Origin of the sequence: Microbacterium sp., assembly GCF_035556355.1 — a bacterium.
Taxonomy (GTDB): domain Bacteria; phylum Actinomycetota; class Actinomycetes; order Actinomycetales; family Microbacteriaceae; genus Microbacterium.
The window spans coordinates 16,289-32,873 of the sequence record NZ_DATMFG010000023.1 but is presented as its reverse complement, the minus strand read 5'-3'; the positions used below and the strand labels follow the sequence as shown (position 1 = coordinate 32,873).

General features: G+C 71.1%; 17 protein-coding genes. 9 read left to right on the top strand and 8 right to left on the bottom strand.

Annotated features, from left to right (window positions below):
* Positions 1-3: 3 nt before the first annotated feature.
* The 3 genes from fdxA (at position 4) to VNR19_RS06050 (ending at position 2,921) form a co-directional block, all read left to right on the top strand.
* Positions 4-324 (top strand): ferredoxin, encoded by a 321-nt coding sequence (gene fdxA / locus VNR19_RS06060; RefSeq protein ID WP_179489533.1) that lies wholly within the window; start codon positions 4-6, stop codon positions 322-324.
* A complete protein-coding gene (gene dapC, locus VNR19_RS06055) occupies positions 324-1,430 on the top strand; it encodes a succinyldiaminopimelate transaminase (RefSeq protein WP_325724891.1) in 1,107 nt (368 codons plus the stop codon). The genes fdxA and dapC overlap by 1 nt, the downstream gene beginning before the upstream one ends.
* 192 nt (positions 1,431-1,622) lie before the next feature.
* The gene (locus VNR19_RS06050; RefSeq protein ID WP_325724889.1) at positions 1,623-2,921 is read left to right on the top strand and encodes a citrate synthase; all 1,299 of its coding nucleotides are present in this window, start codon (positions 1,623-1,625) and stop codon (positions 2,919-2,921) included.
* A 67-nt stretch (positions 2,922-2,988) separates the two neighbouring features.
* Here the strand turns inward: VNR19_RS06050 and dapD are convergent, their stop codons facing one another.
* The gene (dapD, locus tag VNR19_RS06045) at positions 2,989-3,945 is read right to left on the bottom strand and encodes a 2,3,4,5-tetrahydropyridine-2,6-dicarboxylate N-succinyltransferase (RefSeq protein ID WP_325724887.1); all 957 of its coding nucleotides are present in this window, start codon (positions 3,943-3,945) and stop codon (positions 2,989-2,991) included.
* A 101-nt stretch (positions 3,946-4,046) separates the two neighbouring features.
* Between dapD and dapE the strand changes: the two genes are divergently transcribed.
* The 3 genes from dapE (at position 4,047) to VNR19_RS06030 (ending at position 6,609) form a co-directional block, all read left to right on the top strand.
* A complete protein-coding gene (gene dapE / locus VNR19_RS06040) occupies positions 4,047-5,117 on the top strand; it encodes a succinyl-diaminopimelate desuccinylase (RefSeq protein WP_325724885.1) in 1,071 nt (356 codons plus the stop codon).
* On the top strand, positions 5,105-6,340 hold the full coding sequence (locus VNR19_RS06035; protein ID WP_325724883.1) for a hypothetical protein: 1,236 nt from the start codon (positions 5,105-5,107) through the stop codon (positions 6,338-6,340). The genes dapE and VNR19_RS06035 overlap by 13 nt, the downstream gene beginning before the upstream one ends.
* 95 nt (positions 6,341-6,435) lie before the next feature.
* Positions 6,436-6,609, top strand: a complete 174-nt coding sequence (locus tag VNR19_RS06030; protein ID WP_019179788.1) for a DUF3117 domain-containing protein — start codon at positions 6,436-6,438, stop codon at positions 6,607-6,609.
* Positions 6,610-6,679: 70 nt separating this feature from the next.
* Here the strand turns inward: VNR19_RS06030 and VNR19_RS06025 are convergent, their stop codons facing one another.
* On the bottom strand, positions 6,680-7,315 hold the full coding sequence (locus tag VNR19_RS06025) for an O-methyltransferase (RefSeq protein WP_325724880.1): 636 nt from the start codon (positions 7,313-7,315) through the stop codon (positions 6,680-6,682).
* 73 nt (positions 7,316-7,388) lie between these two features.
* Between VNR19_RS06025 and VNR19_RS06020 the strand changes: the two genes are divergently transcribed.
* Positions 7,389-7,769: a twin-arginine translocase TatA/TatE family subunit gene (locus VNR19_RS06020; protein WP_325724878.1), complete on the top strand. Its 381-nt coding sequence runs from the start codon at positions 7,389-7,391 to the stop codon at positions 7,767-7,769.
* A 25-nt stretch (positions 7,770-7,794) separates the two neighbouring features.
* Here the strand turns inward: VNR19_RS06020 and VNR19_RS06015 are convergent, their stop codons facing one another.
* Genes VNR19_RS06015 through VNR19_RS06005 form a run of 3 tightly spaced genes read right to left on the bottom strand, consistent with a single transcriptional unit; the run spans position 7,795 to position 10,777 of the window.
* Positions 7,795-8,946, bottom strand: a complete 1,152-nt coding sequence (locus tag VNR19_RS06015; RefSeq protein WP_325724876.1) for an Mrp/NBP35 family ATP-binding protein — start codon at positions 8,944-8,946, stop codon at positions 7,795-7,797.
* Positions 8,943-9,476: a DUF1003 domain-containing protein gene (locus tag VNR19_RS06010; RefSeq protein ID WP_325724873.1), complete on the bottom strand. Its 534-nt coding sequence runs from the start codon at positions 9,474-9,476 to the stop codon at positions 8,943-8,945. The genes VNR19_RS06015 and VNR19_RS06010 overlap by 4 nt, the downstream gene beginning before the upstream one ends.
* The gene (locus VNR19_RS06005; protein WP_325724871.1) at positions 9,476-10,777 is read right to left on the bottom strand and encodes a magnesium transporter MgtE N-terminal domain-containing protein; all 1,302 of its coding nucleotides are present in this window, start codon (positions 10,775-10,777) and stop codon (positions 9,476-9,478) included. The genes VNR19_RS06010 and VNR19_RS06005 overlap by 1 nt, the downstream gene beginning before the upstream one ends.
* Before the next feature lie 39 nt (positions 10,778-10,816).
* Here VNR19_RS06005 and VNR19_RS06000 point away from each other — a divergent pair, with 39 nt between their 5' ends.
* Both VNR19_RS06000 and VNR19_RS05995 read left to right on the top strand, forming a co-directional pair.
* On the top strand, positions 10,817-11,491 hold the full coding sequence (locus VNR19_RS06000; RefSeq protein ID WP_325724869.1) for a YflT domain-containing protein: 675 nt from the start codon (positions 10,817-10,819) through the stop codon (positions 11,489-11,491).
* Positions 11,488-12,162 (top strand): alpha/beta hydrolase family protein, encoded by a 675-nt coding sequence (locus VNR19_RS05995; protein WP_325724868.1) that lies wholly within the window; start codon positions 11,488-11,490, stop codon positions 12,160-12,162. Before VNR19_RS06000 ends, VNR19_RS05995 begins: the two co-directional genes overlap by 4 nt.
* A gap of 3 nt (positions 12,163-12,165) precedes the next feature.
* On the opposite strand, the gene VNR19_RS05990 is transcribed toward VNR19_RS05995, so the two are convergent.
* The 3 genes from VNR19_RS05990 to VNR19_RS05980 are packed head-to-tail and all read right to left on the bottom strand — an operon-like array spanning position 12,166 to position 16,526.
* Positions 12,166-13,968 carry a gamma-glutamyltransferase family protein gene (locus VNR19_RS05990; RefSeq protein WP_325724867.1) on the bottom strand — a complete coding sequence of 601 codons (1,803 nt, stop codon included), beginning with the start codon at positions 13,966-13,968 and terminating at the stop codon, positions 12,166-12,168.
* A gap of 24 nt (positions 13,969-13,992) precedes the next feature.
* The gene (locus VNR19_RS05985) at positions 13,993-15,465 is read right to left on the bottom strand and encodes an aminopeptidase P family protein (protein WP_325724865.1); all 1,473 of its coding nucleotides are present in this window, start codon (positions 15,463-15,465) and stop codon (positions 13,993-13,995) included.
* Positions 15,466-15,506: 41 nt separating this feature from the next.
* Positions 15,507-16,526 (bottom strand): endonuclease/exonuclease/phosphatase family protein, encoded by a 1,020-nt coding sequence (locus VNR19_RS05980; protein WP_325724863.1) that lies wholly within the window; start codon positions 16,524-16,526, stop codon positions 15,507-15,509.
* Positions 16,527-16,585 lie beyond the last annotated feature (59 nt).

Genomic DNA, 16,585 nt, shown 5'->3' with positions numbered 1-16,585 from the left:
GCCGTGACTTACGTGATCGCCCTCCCGTGCGTGGACGTCAAGGACCGCGCCTGCATCGACGAATGTCCGGTCGACTGCATCTACGAGGGTGAACGCAGCCTCTATATCCACCCCGACGAGTGCGTCGACTGCGGCGCGTGCGAGCCGGTGTGCCCCGTCGAGGCGATCTACTACGAAGACGACCTGCCCGACGAGTGGCAGGACTACTACAAGGCGAACGTCGAGTTCTTCGACGACATCGGGTCTCCGGGCGGCGCCGCCAAGGTGGGCGTGATCCACAAGGACCACCCGATCATCGCCGCCCTTCCGCCGCAGGCTCCCTGATGGGGGTCGGCGACCTCGCGGACTACCCGTGGGACGCGGTCGCGCCGTATGCCGCGCGCGCCCGCGCGCACCCCGACGGGATCGTCGACCTGTCGGTCGGCTCGCCCGTCGACCCCACGCCGCCGGTCATCGCGGACGCGCTCGCGCACGCGACCGACGCGCACGCCTATCCCCAGACCATCGGCACCCCGGCGCTGCGGGAGGCGATCGTCGACTGGTACGCGCGCCGCCGCGGAGTTCCGGCGCTCGGCACCCAGAATGTGCTGCCGACGATCGGGTCGAAGGAGCTCGTGGCTCTGCTGCCGCTCCTGCTCGGCCTCGGACCCGGTGACGTCGTCGCGCATCCGCGCGCGGCCTATCCGACGTATGAAGTCGGGGCCAAGCTCGTCGGTGCGACGCCCGTCGCCGCCGACGACCCGGCCGAGTGGCCAGCCGGCACCAAGCTCGTGTGGATCAACTCGCCGGGCAACCCCGACGGGCGCGTCCTCGACGCGGCGGCGCTGCGGACGGCGGCCGAGCGGGCCCGCGAGGTCGGCGCCGTGCTGGCCTCCGACGAGTGCTACGCCGAGCTCGGCTGGGACGCGCCGTGGGACGCCGAGCCGATCCCGTCGGTGCTCGATCCCCGCGTCTCGGCGGGGGAGCTTCGCGGCCTGCTGTCGGTCTACTCGCTCAGCAAGCAGTCGAACCTCGCCGGCTATCGCGCGGCCTTCGTCGCAGGGGACCCCGACCTCGTCGCGCGACTGCTGACGGCACGAAAGCATCTCGGGCTCATGCTGCCCGCTCCGGTGCAGGCGGCGATGGCCGCGGCGCTCGCCGACGACGCCCACGTCGAGGCGCAGAAGGCGCTCTACCGTCGCAGGCGCGACGTGCTCAAGCCCGCGATCGAGACGGCGGGCTTCCGCATCGATCGCAGCGAGGCGGGGCTCTATCTGTGGGCGACCGAGGGCCGCGACGCGTGGGAGAGCCTCGGAAGGCTCGCCGACCTGGGGATCCTCGCCGGCCCCGGCCACTTCTACGGGACGCACTTCCCCGAGCACGTACGCTTCTCGCTGACCGCGACCGACGAGCGCATCGACGCGGCGGCAGCGCGTCTGCGGCACGCGTGACGGGGCATGTTCGTCGGATTCCTCCATTGAACGGGCGAAGGCGTTGGCCGTGTCCGCACTACGCCCGACGGCCAGATAGGCTGTAGAGGCGCGGCCGCGGGCCATCAGCTCGCGCCGTACGGTTCGCGGAACCCCGCCTCCCGGCGCGACCCGCACCGACCCCGGTCCGATCACACTACGCGAGGAGGCTCCGTGAGCGACGCGGTCACCCAGCCGGAGAAGGCGACTCTCACGATCGGTGAACGAACGGCAGAGTTCCCGGTGCTGCACGGCACCGACGGCGTGCCGAGCGTCGACATCTCGACCTTCACACGGCAGACCGGCCACACGGCGCTCGACTACGGGTTCGTCAACACCGCCGCGACGACGTCGGCCATCACCTACATCGACGGCGACAAGGGCATCCTGCGATATCGCGGCTACCCGATCGAGCAGCTCGCGCAGAACAGCACGTACCTCGAGGTCGCGTGGCTGCTCCTCTACGGCGAGCTTCCGACCCCCGACCAGCTCGCCGACTTCGACGACCGCATCCGGCACCACACACTGCTGCACGAAGACCTCAAGCGCTTCTTCTCAGCGCTGCCGCACACGGCGCATCCGATGTCGGTCCTGTCTTCGGCTGTGTCGGCGCTGTCGACCTACTACGAGCACGAGTCCGACCCGGGCAACCCCGAGCATGTCGAGCTCAACACGATCCGCATGCTCGCGAAGCTTCCGGTGATCGCGGCCTACGCGCACAAGAAGAGCGTCGGTCAGGCGTTCCTGTACCCCGACAACTCACTCGGCTTCGTCGACAACTTCCTCAAGCTCAACTTCGGCGTGCTCAGCGAGCCGTATGAGGTGAACCCTGTCATGTCGCGTGCGCTCGAGCGGCTCCTCATCCTCCACGAGGACCACGAGCAGAACGCGTCGACGTCGACCGTGCGCCTCGTCGGCTCGACCGGTGCGAACCAGTTCTCGTCGATCTCCGCCGGCATCAACGCCCTGTACGGTCCGCTCCACGGCGGTGCGAACGAAGCCGTGCTCGCCATGCTCGCGCGCATCCGCGACTCGGGCGAGTCCGTGCAGCGCTTCGTCGAGCGCGTCAAGAACAAGGAGGACGGCGTCAAGCTCATGGGCTTCGGCCACCGGGTGTACAAGAACTACGACCCGCGCGCGAAGCTCGTGAAGGAGTCGGCTGACGAGGTGCTGCGCGAGCTCGGCGTGCACGACCCTCTGCTCGATCTCGCCAAGGAGCTCGAAGAGATCGCCCTCGAAGACGACTATTTCAAGGAGCGGCGGCTCTATCCGAACGTCGACTTCTACACGGGTGTCATCTACAAGGCGATGGGCTTCCCGACCCGCATGTTCACGGTGCTCTTCGCGATCGGTCGTCTTCCCGGATGGCTCGCCCAGTGGCGCGAAGCGGTCAACGACCCGCACACGAAGATCGGCCGTCCGCAGCAGCTCTACATCGGGTCGCCCGAGCGGAACTACCCGGGCACGGCGTGACGGCGTGAAACGAGAGGGGGCGGATGCCGCGGCATCCGCCCCTCTCGTTCGCACAAGTGCCGCCGCGTCAGGCGTGCAGCGCCTCGTTGAGCGTCACGCCGACGCCCTCGCGCCGCACGGCCTCGACTGCTCCCGTGAGGGAGTTGCGTCGGAACAGCAGGCCGTTGCGCCCCGACAGCTCGACGGCCTTCACCGACGGAAGGGCGCCGTCGGCGGTGCGAGGCTCGTCGGGGAGGACGACCTTCGTGCCCGCCGTCACGTAGAGACCCGCCTCGACGACGCAGTCGTCGCCGAGCGAGATTCCGATGCCGGCGTTGGCGCCGAGGAGCGTGCGTGCGCCGACCGAGATCCTGTGGGTGCCGCCTCCCGACAGCGTGCCCATGATGGACGCGCCGCCGCCGATGTCGCTTCCGTCGCCGATGACGACGCCCTGCGAGATGCGTCCTTCGACCATGGAGGCGCCGAGCGTGCCGGCGTTGAAGTTGACGAATCCCTCGTGCATGACGGTCGTGCCGGGGGACAGATACGCGCCGAGGCGCACGCGCGAGGCGTCCGCGATCCGCACCCCCGCCGGGGTCAGGTAGTCGAGCAGTCGCGGGAACTTGTCGAGCCCCTGCACCTGGATGCCGTCGCGCTGCAGGAACGGCCGCAGGCGCGCGGCGTCGTCGGGGTGCATGGGCCCCGCGTTCGTCCACGCCACGGTCGGCAGGTGGCCGAAGACCCCGTCGAGGTTGACCTCGTTCGGCCGGATGAGCCGGTGCGACAGCGCGTGCAGGCGCAGGTACGCGTCGGGCGTCGAGGAGGGCGCCTCGTCGAGGTCGACCTCGACGGTGACAATGTCGACCGTGACCCCGCGTCGCGGGTCGGGCACGGCGTGGCGCTCGAGGTCCTCGGGCGGCATCGCGGGGTCGTAGCCGAGCGGAAGACGGCCGATCTTGGGCTCGGGATACCACGTGTCGAGCGTCGTCCCGTTCTCGGAGATCGTCGCGAGTCCGATTCCCCACACCCACCGCGAATCAGTCATGCCATCAACGGTAGCGCGGTACGCCGCAGGCGCCGGTTTCGGGTGACGCCGGGCGGATCGCACGGACGGATCGAGGCGCATCCGATCGATAGACTCGACGGATGCCGGTGCTCGACCTCTCCGTGTCCTCCGTCGACCTCACCCGCACGATCTGCGACATCCCGAGCGTCTCGGGGGACGAGAAGGTCCTCGCCGACGCGATCGACCACGCCGTACGGGCGCTCCCGCATCTCGACGTGTATCGCGACGGAGACACGATCGTCGCGCGCACGAACCTCGGCCGTGCGCAGCGCGTCGTGATCGCAGGGCACATCGACACCGTGCCCGTCAACCACAACCTGCCCACGCGCGAGCTCGAAGAAGAGGGCGAGCGGATGCTGTGGGGCCGCGGCACCGTCGACATGAAGGCGGGCGTCGCGGTACAGCTCAAGCTCGCCGCCGAGCTCGTCTCGCCGCGGGTCGACATCACGTGGATGTGGTACGACCACGAGGAGGTCGATGCCGACCTCAACGGGCTCACGCGACTCTCCCGCACGCGTCCCGACCTGTTCGCGGGCGACTTCGCGATCCTCGGCGAACCCAGCAACGGGCAGGTCGAGGGGGGCTGCAACGGCAACCTCCGCGCGGTGGTGCGCACGCATGGGGTCCGCGCGCACAGTGCCCGCGCGTGGATGGGCGAGAACGCGATCCATCGTGCCGCGCCGGTCCTCGGCCGCCTGGCCGACCATCGGCCGCAGGAGGTGCCGGTCGACGGGCTCGTGTATCGCGAGGGACTCAACGCCGTGCGCATCCGCGGCGGCATCGCGGGAAACGTCATCCCCGATCTGTGCGAGGTCGAGATCAACTACCGCTTCGCGCCCAGCCGCACGCCCGACGAGGCGGTCGCGCACGTGCGCGAGGTCATGGACGGCTTCGAGGTCGAGGTCGTCGACCTCGCGCCCGGTGCGCGTCCCGGCCTCGACGCGCCGCTCGCGCAGGAGTTCGTGGCCGCGGTCGGCGCCGAGCCGCGCCCCAAGTACGGCTGGACGGACGTCGCGCGGTTCTCGGCGCTCGGGGTGCCCGCCGTCAACTACGGGCCGGGCGATGCGAGCCTCGCGCACCACGACGAGGAGCGCGTGCCGCTCGCGCAGATCGAGGACGTCGAGCGCGGTCTGCGGGCGTGGCTGAGCTGAGCGCCGCGCGCCGCGCGGGGGACGCGCTGCGCAGAGGGTGGACCGCGCTGCCCGTGTCGGTGCGCGTGCTCATCGTGTACGTGCTGGCTCGCGTGGTCACGACGCTGTTCTTCGCGGCGGCGGATGCGGCATCCGGCCCCTCCTCGCGTTTCGGAGTGAACCCGGGCATCGCGGGTCTCGCGACGGGCTGGGACGGGCAGTGGTATTGGTACACCGCGCTCAACGGGTACCCGTCCGAGCTGCCGCGCACGGACGACGGGCTCGTCGCCGAGAACCCGTGGGCGTTCATGCCCGTCTACGCGTATCTGTCGCACGTGATCGGCTTCGCGTTCGGCTCGTGGCCCGCGGGGGCGATCGCGGTGTCGCTCACGGCCGGCTACCTCGCGTGCCTGGTGCTGTACCGGATGCTGCGCCTGCGCGGCGACGACGCGATGGCGATGTGGGCCGTCGTGTTCTTCGCCGCGGGGCCACTCGCCGCCCTGTTCCAGGTCGCGTACGCCGAGTCGCTGTTCCTGCTGTTCCTCTTCCTGGCCCTGTGGCTCGTGATGCGGCGCAGGTTCGCCTGGCTCTACGTGCTCGTGCCGATCATGGGGTTCACGCGGCCGGGCGTGCTGGCCTTCTCGCTCTTCCTCGCGCTGTACGGCATCGCGCGGTGGTTCGCGCGCAAGCGGCATCCGCTGCCGGTCCGCGAGATCATGCACATCGTCGCGCTCGGCCTGCTCGCGGCGGTCGTCGGCTTCTCGTGGCAGGTGATCGCGGCGGTCGTCACGGGCGACCCGATGGCGTATCTGGCGACCGAGCTCGCATGGCGCCGCAACTGGCTGCCGGGGTGGGACGGCGCGTTCGTGCCGTTCGACGGCTTCGTGCTCGGCGCGGACTTCTGGTTCAGTACGTGGGGCCTTCCGGGGTGGGTCGGTGTCGTCGCGCTCGTGGTCATCGTCGCAGGCGTCGCCGCCGTGCTGCTCTTCGAGCCGCACGTGAAGCGGCTGGGGGTGGAGCTGCGCCTGTGGACGGCGAGCTACCTCGTGTACCTGCTTGCGGTGTTCTTCCCGCAGTCGAGCCTCTTCCGCCTGCTCGTGCCGCTGTCGCCGCTGTGGGGCGCCGTCGCGATGCCCCGATCGCCGTGGTGGCGGTCCGGCGTGCTCGCCGTGTGCCTGCTCGCGCAGTGGTGGTGGATCTACAACATGTACGCCCTCGGGAATACGTACTGGCAGATCCCGTGAGGCCGGAACGTTTTCCACAGGGTGCCACGCTTTCTCCCCGTGTTGTTCCGGCAGGATAAACTTGGGAGGCAGACCTACGACGAAAGGGAGCCACCATGGCAGCGATGAAGCCGAGAACCGGAGACGGGCCGATGGAGGCCGTTAAGGAGGGGCGCCTCATCATCGTCCGTGTTCCGCTCGAGGGCGGTGGGCGCCTCGTCGTCTCGGTGAACGACGCCGAGGCCAAGGAGCTCTACGACGTGCTGGGCGGTGTCGTCAACGCCGCGTGAGTGGCGACTTTCGGAACGGCCGGTCCTGAGGGACCGGCCGTTCCGTCGTTTCGGGGCGCGATCCGCGCGGTCACTCCGATGGGCGCGTCGTGAGCTGCAGCAGCCCCTCACCGACGATCGAGAGCGCGCCGATGACGGCGGGTGAGGCCTGCGTCTCCTGGATGAGCGAGCGGTAGGCGCTGGTCACCGGATCGCGGCGCACGGGGTCGGCAACGGCGCCGCCCGCGAGCACGCGGGGCACGAGGACCGTGCCGCCCGCGCGCACGAGCCGCAGCCCGTGCTCGACGTACTCGATGACGCCCTCGGGGTCGGCGTCGACGAGCACGATGTCGTACGACGCCTCATTCATGCGCGGGAGCACCTCCGACGCGCGCCCCGTGATGAATCGGGCCCGCGCGGGCGGGATCTTCGCGTCGGCGAACGCCTTGCGCGCGGCGCCGAGGTGCTCGGGCTCCTTGTCGATGGTCGTGAGCGTCGCGCGCGGCGAGCCGTGGAGCAGCCACAGCCCCGAGACACCCGCTCCCGTGCCGATCTCCACGATGTTGAGCGCCTGGGACGCCGTTGCGATGACGGCGCATTGCGCGCCGACGGCGGGGCTCACCGGCTCCGCGCCGAGCTCGAGTGCGTGGGCTCGCGCGCGCACGATGTGGTCGGGCTCGACGGTCGCCTCGTCGGCGAAGCGGTTGTTCGCGTGCTGATCGGCCATGGTCCTCCTCTTTCGACAGCCTACGGCCCGGAATCACGCCGCCCGCACAGGCACACGGCGGTAACCTGTGTGCATGTTCTTCGGCCTCACGATCGAGAAGCTCCTGCTGATCGGCGTGATAGCCGCCTTCGTGGTCGGTCCCGAGCGGCTGCCGCGCTATGCAGAGGCACTCGCACGCGCGACGCGGCGCGTGCGCGACTACCTGCAGAACGCCAAGACGCGTGTCAAAGACGAGATGGGCGAGGACTTCGACGACATCGACTGGCGCACGCTCGATCCGCGCCAGTACGACCCGAGGCGCATCATCCGGGAGGCGCTGCTCGACGACCCGCCCATCGCCACCGTGAAGGCCGTCGGCACGGCCGCTGCGGTCACCTCGCCCCTCGCGCCGCCCGAGCCTCCGCGGCGCCTGGGCGCGGGGGAGACGCCTCCCTTCGACGCCGAGGCGACCTGACGTCCTGCGCCGGGAGGCGTGCGGGTCACGACGGCCGCAGCGGGAGGGACCGGCCGGCGAGCCCGCGCGGGCCGGAGAGCCTCTCGGCGAGACGCGTGATCGCCACGGCCGCCGGGTCGGCCGGGTGCGCGACCACGACCGGCGTCCCCGCGTCGCCGTCCGCGCGAAGCTCGGGGCTGAGCGGAATCGACGCGAGGACGGGCACCTCGTCCTCGTCGCGTGACAGCGCGGCCGCGACCTCGGCGCCGCCCCCGGACCCGAAGAGGTCGACGGTCGTTCCGTCGGGGAGCGTGAGGCCCGCCATGTTCTCGACGACACCGACGACCCGCTGGCCGGTCTGTCGCGCGACGAGGCCGCTGCGGATGGCGACATCGGATGCCGCGGCCTGCGGCGTCGTGACGACCACGACGTCGGCGTGGGGCAGGAGCTGACCGACCGAGATCGCGACGTCGCCCGTGCCGGGCGGCATGTCCAGCAGCAGCACATCGAGGTCGCCGAAGTACACGTCGGTGAGGAACTGCTGCACCGTCCGGTGCAGCATCGGACCGCGCCACGCGACCGCACCGAGCGGCTCGTCGGAGCGGCCGCGGCGCAGGAACATGCCGATCGAGATCGTCTTCACGCCGTACGCGACGGGCGGGAGCATGAGGTCGTCGAGGCGCGTCGGCTGCGGCGGCAGGCCGTCTGCGTCGAGCAGGCCGAGCAGGCCCGGAATCGAGAACCCGTGCACGTCCGCGTCGACGAGCCCCACGGCCAGACCGCGTGCGGCGAGTGCGACCGCGAGATTCGCGGTCACCGTCGACTTGCCGACGCCGCCCTTGCCGCTCGTGACGGCGATCACGCGCGTGAGCGACTCCGGTCCGAACGGCATCTGCCGTGCGGGCCGCCCCGCGCGCAGCTTCTCGGTGAGCTCGGCGCGCTCGGCGGGCGTCATGACACCGACCGCGACCTCGACGGCGTCGATGCCGGGCACCGAGGCGGCGGCCGCGCGTACGTCCTTCTCGATGCGGGTGGCGGCGGGGCATCCGACGATCGTCAGGACGATGCCGACCTTCGCCGTCCCGCCCTCGACGACGATGTCGCGCACCATGCCGAGGTCGGCGATCGGCCTTCGCAGCTCGGGATCGCTCACGGCGCCGACTGCTGCGCGCACGCGGGCGGCGAGCTCGTCGTTCACGTCGATCGACCGGCGTCGCCGGCCTCGGCGCTCGGCTGGAGCTGCTCGAGCAGCGCCTTGAGCTCGGCGCGCAGCACGTCTCGCGTGATGACCTCGTCGCTCACCTCGGTGAGAGCCATGCGCAGCGCGACGATCTCACGCGCGAGGTACTCGGTGTCGGCGAGATTGCGCTCGGCACGCTGCCGGTCCTGCTCGATCTGCACGCGGTCGCGGTCGTCCTGGCGATACTGGGCGAGCAGGATGAGGGGCGCCGCGTACGACGCCTGCAGCGACAGCATGAGCGTGAGCGCGGTGAACCCGAACTCGGCCGAGTCGAAGCGGAGATTCGGCGGGGCGAGCGTGTTCCACGCGATCCAGCTCGCGCAGAAGACGGTGAGCCCGAGCAGGAACGCGGGCGTTCCCATGTTGCGCGCGATCCACTCCGTGAAGCGGCCGAAGCGGTCGCGCGAGGGCTGCGCGATGCGCGGCCCCAGGACGCCGGACCGCCCGAGAGGGGCATCCAGCGCTGCACGGCGGGTCGGACGGGCCATCAGCGCCTCCTCGGGATGCTCGCGGTGGTCGTGGGGACTTCGTTCTTCTCCTGCGGCCGTTCGTCTTCGGCGTCATGGGATCGCCAGTCGTCGGGCAGCAGGTAGTCGAGCACGTCGTCGACGCTGACCGCGCCGACGAGGCGGTGCGCCTGGTCGACGACGGGCAGCGACACGAGGTTGTAGCTTGCGAGGAGGCGAGCGACCTCGGTCGCCGACGCGGTCGCCGGCACCGGCTCGAGCGTGTCGTCGATGATGGTGCCGAGGCGCTCGTGGGGCGGATAGCGCAGCATCCGCTGGAAGTGGACGGTGCCCAGCAGCCGGCCGGTCGGCGTCTCGTACGGCGGGAGCGTCACGAACACCGCTGCCGCGAGGGCCGGGTGCAGCTCATGACGGCGGATGAGTGCGAGCGCCTCGGCGACGGTCGCGTCGGCCGACAGCACGATCGGCTCGCTCGTCATGAGACCGCCCGCCGTGTCGGGGCCGTACTTCAGGAGGGCGCGCACATCCTCGGCCTCTTCGGGCTCCATGAGGTCGAGCAGCTCCTCGGAGCGCTCCTCCGACAGCTGGCCCAGCAGGTCGGCTGCATCGTCGGGCTCCATCGCGTCCAGGATGTCGGCCGCGCGCTCGTCGCCGAGTGCCTCGAGGATATGCACCTGTTCCTCTTCGGGCATCTCTTCGAGCGCGTCGGCGAGACGGTCGTCGGGGAGCTCTTCGGCGACCTCGATGAGGCGATCTTCGGGCAGGTCGAGCAGCGTGTTGGCGAGGTCTGCCGGCTTGAGGTCGGAGTAGGTCGCGATGAGCTGCTCGGCCGACTGGGCCTCGCCCGGAGTCTGCTGCTCGCGCACCTCGGACCAGTGGGCGAACGTCGTGGGGCCCTTCGCGAACGGCGACGCACTCGTCTTGGGCAGGCGCAGGAAGAGCTGACCGACGTCCCACTCGCCTGCGCGGTTGCGTTCGATCGCGACGTCCTCGATGATCGCCGAACCCGAACCGTCCTTGAAGTAGACGCGACGCCCGAGGAGCTCGGCCATGACCCGCACCTCGCCGCCGCGCTGTTGGAAACGGCGCACGTTGATGAGCCCCGTCGCGATGACCTGGCCGGTCGCGATCGAGGTCACGCGCCCGATCGACATGAACACGTGTCTGCGCCCGGGGATCTCGACCACGAGCCCCACGACGCGCGGCGGATCGTCCTTGCGGTAGATCACGACGACGTCCCGCACCTTGCCGAGCCGGTCGCCGGCGGGGTCGAAGACCGAGCACCCGGACAGGCGCGCGACGAATACCCTCTGCGTGCTCACCCGTCCAGCGTAGTCCGGGGTCCATGGGAGGATGAGGACATGAGCATGATGGGCGGTCGGTTTCCGCAGGGCCCTGAAGACACGGGTCAGACCGTGGCGAGCTTCCCCACCTACGAAGCGGCGCAGAAGGCCGTCTCGACGCTCATCGCCGCCGAGATCCCCGCGCGCGACATCTCGATCGTGGGCCACGACCTGCGCTCCGTGGAGCGCGTCACCGGCCGCCTCGGCTACGCGGCCGCGGCGCGCTCGGGAGCGATCAACGGCCTGCTGCTCGGCCTCCTGTTCGCGGCCATCTTCGTGCTCGGGTCGCCGACCGTGCCGATCCAGGCGTTCGTCGGCGTGCTGTTCGTGGGCATCGCGATCGGCATGCTCCTGAGCCTCGTGACGTACTCGTTCGTGCGCCGTCGCCGCGACTACGCGTCGGTCATGCAGGTCGTCGCCGAGCATTACGAAGTGCACGTCGCCGCGTCGAGCATCCATCGCGCACGACAGGTGCTCGGCCTCACCGAGACCGCGGCTCCGCCGGTCGCACCCGAGACCGATGAGCCGCCGCAGTACGGGCTGCGGGTCACGCCTGCCGCCGAGCCGCCGCAGTACGGCCAGCGCATCGTCGAAGGCGACACGGCCGACGCCGAGGAGGGCGAGGCGGATGCCGCATCGGCCGCATCCGACGAAGCGCCTGCGGGCGACGACGGCGACGCGCCGAAGGCATGACGGTGCTCGTCCCGGTGACGCTCCCAGCGGGCGTCGTCGCGGTGTCGTGCGACCTCGAGCTGCCCGACGGGCAGCCGTGGGCCGCGGTCGCGATCGCCCACGGCGCGGGCGCGGGGTTCCGGCATCCGTTCCTCGTCGGCTTCGCACGCGCCCTGCGCGACGAGGGGGTCGCGACGCTGAGGTTCAACTTCCCCTACGTCGAGTCGGGGCGACGGATGCCCGGACCCCCCGCCCACGCGATCGCGACGTGGTCGGCGGTCGAGACCGCAGCGCGCGACGCGCTTCCGGAAATCCCCTTCGTCTCCGCCGGCAAGTCGTACGGCGGGCGCATGGCGTCGATGGCCGCGGCCGAGGGCGCGATCGCGCCGGCGGCACTCGTGTACCTCGGGTATCCGCTGCATCCGCCGGGGCGGCCGGAGAAAGACCGCTCGGCTCACCTGCCGCAGATCGCCGCGCCGCAGCTGTTCGTCGAGGGCACGACCGACCCGTTCGTCGTGCCGCACGAGGGACTGGAGGCGGCGGTCGCCTCGTGCCAGGACGCGACGCTCGAGTGGATCGACGGCGGCGGCCACTCGTTCGAGGTCAAGGGCGCGAAGCGGCCCCCCGACGAGATCGGTGCGGGGCTCGCGCCGCTCGTCGCGGCGTTCGTGCGGCGCGTCGCCGCCCGGTAGCGCTCAGCGTCCCGCCGCGTACCCCTGCATGCCGCGCGGGTTCGCGGCCGCCCACAGCAGGCCGGTCGCGGCATCCGTCCCCACCGCTGACACGCGGCCGAGCGTCCAGTCGCCCACGCGGGTGACGACGTGCCCGCGCCGTTCGAGTCCCTCGATCACTGCGGCGCCGAGGCGGTCCTCGACGACGGCGCCGGCCGGAGTCCACGTGCGCGGCCAGAACGACTCGGGCAGCGCGGTCGTGTGCAGCGCGGGCGCGTCGATCGCCTCTTGCGCGCGGTAGCCGCCGACGAGCATGCGCAGCAGCACGAGAAGCTGCCACTGGTCCTGCTGGTCGCCGCCGGGCGAGCCGATCGCGAACCACGGCGCACCGTCGCGCAGCACGAGCGTCGGCGTGAGAGTCGTACGCGGGCGCTTGCCGGGGACGAGCGAGGACGGATGCCCGGGCTCCAGCCACGTCATCTGCAGTCGCGTGCCCAGGCAGAAGCCGAGCGCGGGGATCGTCGGCGACGATTGCAGCCAGCCGCCCGACGGCGTCGCCGACACGATGTTGCCCCAGCGGTCGACGACGTCGATGTGGCAGGTGTCGCCGCGCGTGCGGCCGTTCGCCTGGACGGTCGGCTCGCCCGTGCCCGCCGCGACGGCGAATGCGTCCTTCGTGCGCAGCGGTGGCCGGAAGCCGTCGTGCCCGCCGAGGGCACCGGGCCGGTGCTCCGCCGACGCGTCGTCTCGGATGAGTGCTCGGCGTTCAGCGGCGTAATCCTCCGACAGGAGCGTCGCAAGGTCGACGTCGGCGTCGCCGTACCACGCGTCGCGGTCGGCGTACGCGAGCTTCTGGGCCTCGAGGATCGTGTGCGCGCCGACGTCCTGCGACGGGTCGAGGCGGTCGTCGTCGAGCGGTTCGAGCATCCGCAGCGTCTGCAGCAGGGCCGGCCCCTGGCTCCACGCGCCGGCTTTCGCGATCGTCGCGCCGCGGAACTCGGCGGTCACAGCGGGCTCGTACGACGCATCGAACGCGGCGAAGTCGTCGGGTGTGATGACCGCCGCGTGCTCACCGCCTTCCGAGTGGCGGTGCGGAGTCGACAGGAAGGCGGATGCCTCGTGCGCCACGATCCCGGTCTTCCACTCGGTGCGCGCGGCGTCGATGCGGGCGGCGCGGCCGACGGGTCCGTCGTCGCGCACCGTGCACGATGCGTGGCACAGCGCGTCGAGCACGTCGGCATATGCCGGGTTGCGCACGACCGAGCCCGGCGCGGGCGGCTCACCGTTCGGCATCCACAGCGCCGCCGAGGTCGGCCAGTGCCTCGTGAACAGCTCGGCGAGCTGGGCGATCGCAGCCGCGGCCTGCGGAAGGAGCGGCACGCCGTTCCGTGCGTATCCGATCGCGAACGACAGCACATCGGCGAGTTCCCACGTGCCGTGGTCGCGCAGGAGCAGGAGCCATGCGTCGACGGCGCCCGGGACGGCCGCGGCGAGCCCGCCCGCGCCGGGCACGAGGTCGAGGCCTTCCGAGCGGTAATGCTCGATCGTCGCGCCTGCGGGCGCCGGCCCCTGACCCATGAGCACGGTCGGCGTCGGGTCTTCGGCGGTCGCGAAGATCCCGACGAGATCGCCGCCGGGCCCGTTGAGGTGCGGCTCGACGACGTGCAGCACGAACGCACCCGCGACCGCCGCGTCGAACGCGTTGCCCCCGCGCTCGAGCACCGACTGCGCGGCCGCCGTCGCGATCCAATGGGTCGAAGCCGCCATGCCGAACGTGCCCGACAGCGTCGGCCGCGTCGTGAACGACGGGGGAGCGGTGTAGGTCACGGCCGTGAGTCTCGCCGGACTCGGTCAGCGACCGGTCGACAGTCGCGCGACCCACTCCTCGACCTCGTCGGCCGTGCGCGGGATCGCGGAGGACAGGTTCACGGGGCCGTCCTCGGTGATGAGGATGTCGTCCTCGATCCGCACCCCGATGCCGCGGTACTCCTCGGGCACCGTGAGGTCGTCGATCTGGAAGTACAGGCCGGGCTCGATCGTGAACACCATTCCCGGCTCGAGCACGCCGTCGTAGTACATCTCACGCCGCGCCTGTGCGCAGTCGTGCACGTCGATGCCGAGGTGGTGGCTCGTGCCGTGCACCATGTAGCGCCGGTGCTGGCCGCCCTTGTCGGCGTCGAGCGCCTCCTCGGCGGTCACGGGGAGGAGCCCCCACTCGGCGACGCGACGCGCGATCACGCCCATCGCGGTCTCGTGCACCGTGCGGAAGGTCACTCCCGGGCGCGCAGCCGCGAACGCGGCATCCGCCGCCTCTCGCACCGTCTCGTACACCTTGCGCTGGATGTCGGTGAAGCGTCCGCTCACCGGGATCGTGCGCGTGATGTCGGCCGTGTAGAGGCTGTCCACCTCGACGCCGGCGTCGATGAGGATGAGGTCGCCCGGCACGACGGCGCCGTCGTTGCGGGTCCAGTGCAGGTAGCACGCGTGCGGACCCGATGCCGCGATCGTGTCGTAGCCCTCCCAGTTGCCCTCGCTGCGCGCGCGCAGGTGGAACACGCCCTCGACGACGCGCTCGCCGCGCGGGTGCTCGACGATGCGGGGCAGGTTCGCGACGATGTCGTCGAAGCCGCGCGCCGTGACGTCGACCGCGAGGCGCATCTGCTCGATCTCGTACTCGTCCTTGACGAGGCGCAGCTCCGACACGAAGCGCGTGAGCTCCTCGTCCTCCTCGAGCACGACATCGGCGTCGCTCGACTCGAAGTCGTCGACGTGGGCGGTCGCGATGCCGAGGTCGGATGCGACGCCCGCCAGCGCGGGGCGAGGGCCGATCCAGAACTCGCCGATCGAGGCATCCGAATAGAACTCGGCCGTCGTGCGGTCGGCGCGCTCGCGGAAGTAGAGCGTGGCGTCGTGGCCGCCTTCGTCGCGCGGGTCGAACACGAGCACCGAGCCCGGCTCGGCATCGGAGCCCCAGCCGGTGAGGTGCGTGAACGCCGAGTGCGCGCGGAACGGATAGTCGGTGTCGTTGCTGCGCTGCTTGAGATCGCCCGCCGGGATGACGAGGCGCTTGCCCGGGAACGCCGCGGACACCGCGTCGCGACGCCTCGCCGCGTAGGGCGCCTGCTCGCGCTGCGGCGGCAGCGATTCGGGTCGGTCGGCCCATCCGGTCGAGATCGTGTCGAGGAACCCGCGCCCGAACGGCTGCCGCCGGTTGGTGGTGACCTTCTCCTCGGCCTGGGGTTCGGCCGTCGGCTCGGTGGTCGCGGGGTCTGTCTTCAGGAGGTCGGTCCCTGAGCCCGTCGAAGGGTCGCCTGTCGTGCTCATTCGTCCAGTCTCGCACGGACCCCGGCGAGCCGTGAGGACGATCAGTCCGCGGGCTCCAGCTGCACGATGAGCGGCCGGTGGTCGCTGCCGGATTCGTCCATCGAGCCGAGCACGAGCGAGCCGGTCGCCGTCCAATCGTCGGTCGCCATGACGTGGTCGATCGGCGCCGAGAGCAGCGGCGGCATCTCGGTCGTCCACGTGCCGACCGCCCCGTTGCCGCTCGCGGCGGCCGCATCGTGGCAGCGACCGAGGGTTCCACCGTCGACGCCGAGGTCGGACATGTGGTCGACCGTCGCGTTGAAGTCGCCCGCGAGGATGACGTTCTCGACCGCGCACTGGTCGGCGAGCCACTGCAGGTCGTCGCGCCAGTGCTGCATGTAGCTCGGCCGCGGCGCGACCGCGTGGGCGGCGACGACGATCGGGCCGTCGCCGGAGATCGGCATCGCCACGGCGCTCGGGACGGTCGACGTGTTGCTCGTGCCGTTGCTCGAGGACTGGATGATCGAGTATTCGCCGAGCTCGGGCGAGATGAGCAGCGTCGTCGACCCCGCGTCCCACTCGGTCGCGGGGTTCTCCGTGTGATGCGCCCACATGCGGTGGCCGAGGTCGCGCATGATGAGGGCGACCTGCTCGCCGGTCTCGATCGTCGTCTCGGGCAGCGCGACGATGTCGGCGTCCATAGCGACCGCGATCCGTGCGATCGTCTCGGGCGGAGTAGCGGCACCCGCGGTGTTCCACGTCATGACGCGCACGCTCGACGCGGTCTTCTCGGGGAGCGTCTCGGTGCCGGTTCCGCGCGAGGCGAGGATCGCGACGTTGGCCACGACGGCGACCACCGCGATGGTCGCGATCGCGAGGGCGAAGCGGCGAACCGGGCGGGCGAGCGCGAGAAGCAGCGCGAGCGCGACGGCGACCACGAACGCCACCAGGATCACGCTGCGGAACGAGATCAGCTGCGCGATCGGGTACACGCGCTCGAGCCGGAAGAACGCCGGCCAGGTCAGGACCGCCGCGCCGATCGCGCACAGCACGGCGACGAGGATCCCGAGGAGTCGGAGCACCCGGCGACTCTATGCGAGCAGGCTGGGAAATCTCGAAACGGCGCACATGTCCCCGCCGT